Genomic DNA, 8,100 nt, shown 5'->3' with positions numbered 1-8,100 from the left:
TAAGTTAATTCGTTTTTGCGAATCTTCTATCACGAGTGCCCACACAGATGATTGATTGCTAATTGTTAAAGAGCGTGCTTCGACTTCGAAGCGGGAGGCGTATGTTACACTTCCCAGATTTTAAGTCAAGCAGAGAATTTTACTATTTAAATAAGCTTCTCTGCTTAACCTGACTTACTTCAGAAACCACTGCTGGCTTCTGCCTCACTACCACTTTCAGAGCTTAGAGCCTGTCGTCGTTGCGAGGCGGCCATTTTAGTCAGTTTTTATTTCGTGTCAAGCGTCTTTTTATCGACATTTTCAACTTATTTCAAACTCACCCGGCTTGCTGCTTTCGCACCACCCCGTCGGCATGGCGCGCATTATAGGGCGTTTTTGAAATGGCGCAAGCGCGAATTTAAAGAAATATGCCTTTTTGCATTCAACCGCACACTAATTGGCCAAAGTGGGTATTTTAGCAGCATTTATGCCGCTAAAACCGGCACAAAAACCAAAGCTGCGCTGAAAAATCCGTTTTCCAGCCTTTTATGAATAACGATCTACCCGCAAGTGACTTCAGGCTATCTGCTTAAAACTACAATAAACGTTCAGCGTAAGTTCGGCGCCAGCCAGCTTTGTGCCTCTTGTTCGGTAAAACCTTTGCGACTGGCATAATCAGCTAACTGATCGTTATCAATTTTACCCACAGCAAAGTATTTGCTGTCCGGGTGGGCAAAGTACCAACCCGACACAGCCGCACCCGGCCACATGGCATAACTTTCGGTGAGCTCAAGTCCAATCTCCGGGGTGACATTGAGCATCTCAAACAAAGTGCCTTTTTCGGTATGCTCAGGACAAGCCGGATAACCCGGCGCCGGCCGGATGCCCTGATAGGCTTCGCGGATCAATGCTTCGTTATCGAGATTTTCATCAGCAGCATAACCCCAATAATCTTTACGCACTTGTTGGTGCAGATATTCTGCCAGCGCTTCAGCCAGACGATCGGCCAGCGCTTTGACCATAATACTGTTGTAGTCATCATGAGCGGCCGCAAACTCAGCCGCGAACTCATCAGCGCCAAAACCCGTGCTGACTGCAAATGCACCTATATAGTCGGCAATACCTGAAGACACCGGCGCAACAAAATCGCCTAATGCACAATTCGGGGCATTGTTGCGCAGTTGCAGTTGTTGGCGCAGGTTATATAAACGGTGTTTTTCTGTGGTTCTGCTTTCGTCGGTATACACAATAATGTCATCACCTTCACTATTGGCCGGAAACAAACCAAAAATGGCGCGGCCTGTGACTTTGCGCGAACCTATCATCAGATCGAGCATGTTGTTGGCATCCTGATAGACCTTACGGGCTTCCATCCCTACTTCAGGATGATTCAGAATGGCCGGGAATTTACCCGACAACTGCCAGGTTAAAAAGAAGGGGGTCCAGTCGATAAAATCACGCAGCTGCTGTAAATCAACATCCTGCCAGATATGAATACCTGGTTTTTTTGGTGCCGGCGCCACTTTGGTTAAATCCAGCTGAAACTTATTATCGCGTGCTTGCTTAAGCGTCAGCATTGTTTCACCGGGACGGGCGCGCTGATGTTGCTCTACAGCACGGCGGTATTCATCATTCACCCGTGCCAGATAATCCGGTTTTTGTGTTGGGCTAATTAATGACTGCACCACAGACACACTGCGCGATGCATTAGGCACATACACCACACCATGCTGATAATTGGGCGCAATTTTTATCGCGGTATGGGCTTTGGACGTGGTAGCACCACCTATTAATAACGGAATGGTAAAACCAAGCCTTGTCATTTCTTTGGCAACATGCACCATCTCATCCAGAGAGGGTGTAATTAAACCCGACAAACCAATAATATCCACATCCAGCTCTTTGGCCTTTTGCAGCAATGTGGCACAGGGCACCATTACACCTAAATCAATCACTTCATAGTTGTTGCACTGCAGCACCACACCCACGATATTTTTGCCGATGTCATGCACATCACCTTTGACGGTAGCCATCAGCACCTTGCCCTGCGCCTTGGCGCCGGTACCGGCCTTTTCTGCTTCTATATAAGGTTGCAGATAAGCCACGGCTTTTTTCATCACCCGGGCGGATTTCACCACCTGTGGCAGGAACATTTTACCTTCGCCAAATAAATCGCCCACCACATTCATGCCGTCCATCAGCGGACCTTCAATCACATGAAGCGGTCTTTCCACCTGTAAACGGGCTTCTTCGGTATCTACTTCGATAAAATCAGTAATGCCCTTCACCAACGCATGTTCAAGCCGCTTGTTGACAGGCCAGCTACGCCAGGCTTCGTCCTCTTTCACCGCGACTGTGCCGTCTCCTTTAAACTGAGCGGCAATTTCGAGCAAACGTTCGGTGGCATCGTCACGGCGATTTAAAATGACATCCTCTACCCGCTCACGCAGTAATTCCGGAATATCGTCATATACAGCAAGCTGGCCAGCGTTGACGATGCCCATATCCATGCCGGCTTTGATGGCATGATACAAAAACACCGAGTGAATGGCTTCGCGCACCGGGTCGTTGCCGCGAAAGGAAAATGAAACGTTCGACACGCCACCGGATACTTTGGCATAAGGGCAGAGTTTTTTAATTTCACGGGTGGCTTCAATAAAATCCACTGCGTAATTGTTGTGTTCTTCAATCCCTGTAGCGACGGCAAAAATATTCGGGTCAAAAATAATGTCTTGTGGCGGAAAACCAATTTGTTCCACCAGAATTTTATAAGCACGCTGACAAATTTCGACTTTCCGGGCTTTGGTATCGGCCTGCCCTACTTCGTCAAAAGCCATCACTACCACAGCTGCACCATAACGGCGTAGCAATTTTGCCTGATGTATAAACTGTGCTTCGCCTTCTTTTAAAGAAATAGAGTTGACCACAGCTTTGCCCTGGATACATTTGAGCGCAGCTTCAATCACGTCCCATTTGGACGAGTCAACCATAATAGGCACACGGGAAATATCGGGTTCGGATGCCAGCAAATTCAGATAACGCACCATGGCCGCTTTGCTATCGAGCATGGCTTCATCCATGTTGATATCAATAATTTGCGCGCCGTTTTCTACCTGTTGCCGCGCAACCTGCAATGCAGCTTCATATTTGCCATCCAGAATCAGTTTTTTAAAACGGGCAGAGCCTGTGACGTTGGTGCGCTCACCAATATTGATAAACCTGACTTGTTGCATTACCACTCCAACGAAAAGGCTTCAAGGCCGGCCAGATGAAACTGATGGGACTTTGGTTTGGGCTGACGTGGTTTCACACCTGCCACTACTTCACTGATGGCTTTTATGTGCTCAGGCGTGGTGCCGCAACAACCACCAACAATATTTAAAAAGCCCTGCGCCGCCCAATCTTTAATTTCAGCAGCCATTTCAACAGCGCCTAAGTCATATTCACCAAATTCATTCGGTAAACCGGCGTTCGGGTGCACCGACACATAACATTCAGAAATACCTGATAAAGTTTCGACATAAGGGCGCAATAAATCTGGCCCTAAAGCGCAGTTCAGGCCAAAAGTGACAGGCTCAACATGGGCCAGTGAGTTGTAAAAAGCTTCGGTAGTCTGCCCAGATAAAGTGCGGCCTGACGCGTCGGTAATGGTGCCTGAAATCATCACCGGCAATTTATAACCAATCTCATCAAACACCTGCAGCACGGCAAAAGCCGCGGCTTTGGCATTTAAGGTATCAAAAATGGTCTCCAGCATAATAATGTCGGCGCCACCTTCAATCAGCGCCAGGGTCGATTCGTGATATGCCGCCACCAAAGTGTCAAAATCGATATTACGATAACCAGGGTCATTCACATCCGGTGAAATAGAAGCAGTTCTGTTGGTTGGGCCTAATACACCGGCCACATAACGCGGTTTATCCGGTGTTAATGCGGTAAACTCATCGCAGGCCTTGCGTGCAAGCGCCGCTGCTTCACGATTAATTCGTGCCGACAGATGCGACATATCGTAGTCTGCCATGGCAATGGTCGTGGCATTAAAGCTATTGGTTTCCAGAATATCAGCGCCGGCGGCTAAATATTTGTGATGAATTTCGCTGATGATTTTTGGTTGAGTCAGCACCAAAAGATCGTTATTGCCCTTCAGATCGGACGGCCAGTTGGCAAACTCTTCGCCGCGATAATCTGCTTCTTGCAACTGATATGCCTGGATCATAGTACCCATGGCGCCATCGAGCACCAAAATCCGCTCTGTTAATAACTGCGCCAGCGCCGCAGGTGTTAACCGTGTGCGGGGCTGATGGGCTGCACTGAACTCTGTCATCACAATTGCTCCTGACCTATTTGCTGAATATCAAAAGGTGTGGCCTGGTACACATAGTAGTTCAGCCAGTTACTGAATAATAAGAAGGCGTGGCTTTGCCACAATTTTTGCGGCCCTTTAGCCGGGTCGTTGTCTTTAAAATAATTTTCCGGCACTTTGGGCGTTAAACCCGCCGTCAGATCGCGCTGGTATTCATCATTGAGCGTGGTTAAGTCGTATTCCGGATGACCTGTAACAAAAACCCGGCTACCACTGCTGTTTTGCAGCAGATAAGCACCTGTGACATCAGCCTGCGCCAACACATGAATATCCGGATGTTGCTGGTATTTTTGTTGTGGCACCTGTGCATAACGCGAATGCGGCACCAAAAATTCATCATCAAAACCACGCACCAAAGGGCTTAGTGGCTGAACCACTTTCTGCCAATAAACACCGGAGAGCTTTTCACCGCGGATCTCGCGCTGCAAGCCGTAATAATAATAAAGCGCCGCATGCGCAGCCCAACATAAGAATAAGGTGGACGTGACGTGGCGATCAGCCCAGGCCAGAATTTCTGACAGCTGCGGCCAATAACTCACATCTTCATAATCCACCAGACCCAGAGGTGCACCTGTGATGATTAGGCCATCGTAGTTTTGTTGCTGTACATCAGAGAAAAACTTATAAAAGCAGTTTAAGTGGCTTTCTGCCGTGTGTTTACTGACATGATTGTCGAGCCGGATCAGATCCACGTCCACCTGCAATGGACTATTGGCCAATAAACGTAACAACTGGATTTCAGTAGTGACCTTATTTGGCATCAGATTCAGAATGGCTATTTTCAGTGGCCGGATATCCTGCTTTAAAGCGCGACTTTCAGTCATGACAAAAACGTTTTCCGCGGATAACGCTTCCACTGCGGGTAATTGATCCACCACTTTAATAGGCATGCCGGCTCCGGATAAAAATTCAAAGTGCGGCTACTTTGGCGAAAAGCAGCCAGATTGTCAACTTCTAAACGTTTAGATGGCTAAATAAAAATACCAAAGCCTTACTAAATCCGCCTATGCTTGCAATATCTGCTTTTGGATTTGTATTGTTATGTTACAGCCTTTGTTCAGTTGCGTGATGTTAGCCACCATCTGCTTCAGCCCGCCGCTCAAAGCCGCAAGCAGCGAAACTACGGCTATCGAAATTTTTATCCGCGACGATGTATATGAGGATTATCAGAAATTTGTCGCCGGCCGCGATGTACTGACCATCACAGAGTTTCACAGTCCTTTTATGCGTCGGGACGTGGCAGACATGGTGTTGTTGCAACAGGCGTTGGCACTTGGTGGTTTTCAGCGCAATTTTGTCTATCTGCCAGGCAAGGTGAATTTTCGTAATACGAAAATGCTCCAGAACGGCGAGTTATTGCTGAGTTTTGACACTTATTGGCTTAGTGACGCCAAAGCTTTAGCCGATAAAGTGTTGATCAGTCAGCCCGTGATCAAAAAAGGTCAGTATCTGGCCGGCATTTACACCAGTCCAAACAACCAAAAAGTGCTTCGATTGAAAGAACTTGCCGATCTGCGTGAACTGACCGCAGTTTCCACCCCCAAGTGGCGCACCGATTGGCAAACTATGTCGGCGTTACCGCTGAAAAAATTGGTCCGCGAAGATGAGTGGCTGAGTCAGGCGCGTATGGTGCATATGCAGTGGGTGGATTTTATGCTGATGCCCTTTGTTAACAGTAAAGATGGCCTGTATCAGCTTGAGCAAATTCAGTTAAAACAAGTGCCCAAAGTTGCAGTATTGCTTGATGACAGCCGGCATTTTGTTGTCAGTAAACATCATCCGGCAGGCGCCGAAGCTTATGCGGCTTTGCAGCTTGGCCTTGCAGAGCTTGAAAAAAATGGCAGGATCCAGCAACTGTACCGCCAGGCCGGTTTCCTGGTTGAACCTGGTCGTTACAAAGTGCTGAATCAACAGGCTGACAACAGTCACTAAGCCAAAGCTAAAGCCCAAAATTTATCTGGCAGTTGGCTATTTATAAAAACGTCACTGAGTACATAAAAGCTAAAAAACAAAAAACCGGTATTCACCGGTTTTTTGTTTGGAAAAATGCTGCTCGTCAAAGCTGTACTCAATTGCAACAGCTGCCTGTAAACACAACATTCACTACAGCTTACAGATCATCTTCCATTTCTAATGCTTCTGGCATCAGATCGTCCACTGCCGCTGTTGGTTTGTGTGTAGCCTGCAATAACAAACGATTGCGCAGTTCAGTTTCAATCTCTAAAGCAACAGCAGGGTTATCTTGCAGGAATTTCATGGCATTTGCTTTACCCTGGCCAATTTTATTGCCTTTATAAGCGTACCAGGCACCTGCTTTATCAATCAGTTTCTCATTGACACCCAAATCAATCAGCTCACCGTTTTTACTGATGCCGGCGCCATACTGAATAATAAATTCGGCTTGTTTAAATGGGGGGGCCACTTTGTTTTTCACTACCTTGACGCGGGTTTCGTTACCCACCACTTCGTCACCTTCTTTGACAGAGCCGATGCGGCGGATATCTAAACGCACTGATGCATAAAACTTCAGAGCATTACCACCTGTGGTCGTTTCAGGTGAACCAAACATCACACCAATTTTCATCCGGATTTGGTTGATGAAAATACATAAGGTGTTCGAACGTTTGATATTACCGGTCAGCTTTCGCAGCGCCTGTGACATTAAGCGGGCCTGTAAACCGACATGGCTGTCGCCCATATCGCCTTCAATTTCCGCTTTTGGTGTTAAGGCAGCTACTGAGTCGACAATGATGACATCTACTGCAGCTGAACGGACCAACATGTCACAAATTTCCAGCGCCTGTTCCCCGGTATCCGGTTGTGACACTAATAAATCGGCTACATTGACACCTAATTTAGCGGCATAAACCGGATCTAAGGCGTGTTCGGCGTCGATGAAAGCACAGGTTTTCCCCATCTTTTGGGCTTCAGCCACCACCTGCAAAGTTAAGGTGGTTTTACCTGAAGATTCAGGACCATAAATTTCAACAATACGGCCACAAGGTAAACCGCCAATGCCAAGGGCAATATCAAGGCCTAAAGAACCTGTCGGGATATAGTCGATATCAAGTGCGGTACTGTCGCCCAAACGCATAATTGAACCTTTACCGAACTGACGTTCAATTTGACCTAAGGCGGCGGCCAGTGCTTTTTGCTTGTTATCGTCCATTTGAATCTCCGGATAAAATCTGAAAAGGCATTAAATGCTGTATGCTCATACAGTAGTTGAATGCGTTTGCTCTGTCAACAATAAAATCAGCTGCTGCAGCGCAAAATCAATGGCCTGCAAACGCACTGCCGCTCTGTCACCATGAAATACCATGCGGGTGGTGACTGTATGGCCAAACAGATAAAAACCAAAACAGACAGTGCCCACCGGCTTTAACGCAGAGCCGCCATCTGGCCCGGCAATGCCGGAAACCGCCACTGCTACTTCAGCATTGGCCGCCGCAGCTGCACCTTGGGCCATTTCCAGCACTGTTTCTTCACTGACGGCACCAAATTGCAACAAAGTGGCACTTTTGACCGCCAGCAACTGCTGTTTGGCTTTATTGCTGTAGGTTATAAAACCCCGATCCAGATAAGCCGAGCTGCCGGCAATGGCGGTCAGGCTATAAGCAATACCGCCACCTGTGCAGGATTCTGCAGTGGTGATAGTGCAGTTTTTCCGTAATAATAGCTGCCCGAGTTCAGCCGCCAGTTGTTGGGTTTGCGCAGGAACCGTCATCTTTAGTCCAATACAGGAAGTCAGAACGCCA

Annotated in this window: 6 protein-coding genes; 1 reads left to right on the top strand and 5 read right to left on the bottom strand. The window is 47.5% G+C overall.

All coding sequences use genetic code 11. The features are described 5' to 3' along the window. Nucleotides 1-587: 587 nt before the first annotated feature. From metH to metA, 3 genes are read right to left on the bottom strand one after another with little or no spacing between them, the layout of a single operon-like run. Entirely contained in the window at nt 588-3,212 is a 2,625-nt protein-coding gene (gene metH, locus N3Z11_RS05345) for a methionine synthase (protein ID WP_313771334.1), read from the bottom strand. Then, complete coding sequence (locus N3Z11_RS18030) at nt 3,212-4,303, bottom strand: homocysteine S-methyltransferase family protein (RefSeq protein ID WP_313771333.1); 1,092 nt, start codon at nt 4,301-4,303, stop codon at nt 3,212-3,214. The genes metH and N3Z11_RS18030 overlap by 1 nt, the downstream gene beginning before the upstream one ends. Then, entirely contained in the window at nt 4,303-5,232 is a 930-nt protein-coding gene (gene metA / locus N3Z11_RS05340; RefSeq protein WP_260656123.1) for a homoserine O-succinyltransferase, read from the bottom strand. The genes N3Z11_RS18030 and metA overlap by 1 nt, the downstream gene beginning before the upstream one ends. Before the next feature lie 151 nt (nt 5,233-5,383). Between metA and N3Z11_RS05335 the strand changes: the two genes are divergently transcribed. Further along, nucleotides 5,384-6,274 (top strand): hypothetical protein, encoded by an 891-nt coding sequence (locus N3Z11_RS05335; RefSeq protein ID WP_260656122.1) that lies wholly within the window; start codon nt 5,384-5,386, stop codon nt 6,272-6,274. Between the two features lie 178 nt (nt 6,275-6,452). Here N3Z11_RS05335 and recA read toward each other — a convergent pair whose 3' ends face one another. Further along, nucleotides 6,453-7,511 (bottom strand): recombinase RecA, encoded by a 1,059-nt coding sequence (gene recA / locus N3Z11_RS05330; RefSeq protein ID WP_260656121.1) that lies wholly within the window; start codon nt 7,509-7,511, stop codon nt 6,453-6,455. A 45-nt stretch (nt 7,512-7,556) separates the two neighbouring features. Beyond that, nucleotides 7,557-8,069: a nicotinamide-nucleotide amidohydrolase family protein gene (locus N3Z11_RS05325; protein ID WP_260656120.1), complete on the bottom strand. Its 513-nt coding sequence runs from the start codon at nt 8,067-8,069 to the stop codon at nt 7,557-7,559. Nucleotides 8,070-8,100 lie beyond the last annotated feature (31 nt).

It is taken from the genome of Rheinheimera sp. 4Y26 (assembly GCF_025245835.1).
GTDB lineage: Bacteria > Pseudomonadota > Gammaproteobacteria > Enterobacterales > Alteromonadaceae > Pararheinheimera.
This window is presented reverse-complemented; position numbering and strand designations above follow the sequence as displayed.

Coding starts and splice junctions, on each gene's coding strand:
- metH (WP_313771334.1), bottom strand. CDS start 3,212: ATGCAACAAGTCAGGTTTATCAATATTGGTGAGCGCACCAACGTCACA.
- N3Z11_RS18030 (WP_313771333.1), bottom strand. CDS start 4,303: ATGACAGAGTTCAGTGCAGCCCATCAGCCCCGCACACGGTTAACACCT.
- metA (WP_260656123.1), bottom strand. CDS start 5,232: ATGCCTATTAAAGTGGTGGATCAATTACCCGCAGTGGAAGCGTTATCC.
- N3Z11_RS05335 (WP_260656122.1), top strand. CDS start 5,384: ATGTTACAGCCTTTGTTCAGTTGCGTGATGTTAGCCACCATCTGCTTC.
- recA (WP_260656121.1), bottom strand. CDS start 7,511: ATGGACGATAACAAGCAAAAAGCACTGGCCGCCGCCTTAGGTCAAATT.
- N3Z11_RS05325 (WP_260656120.1), bottom strand. CDS start 8,069: ATGACGGTTCCTGCGCAAACCCAACAACTGGCGGCTGAACTCGGGCAG.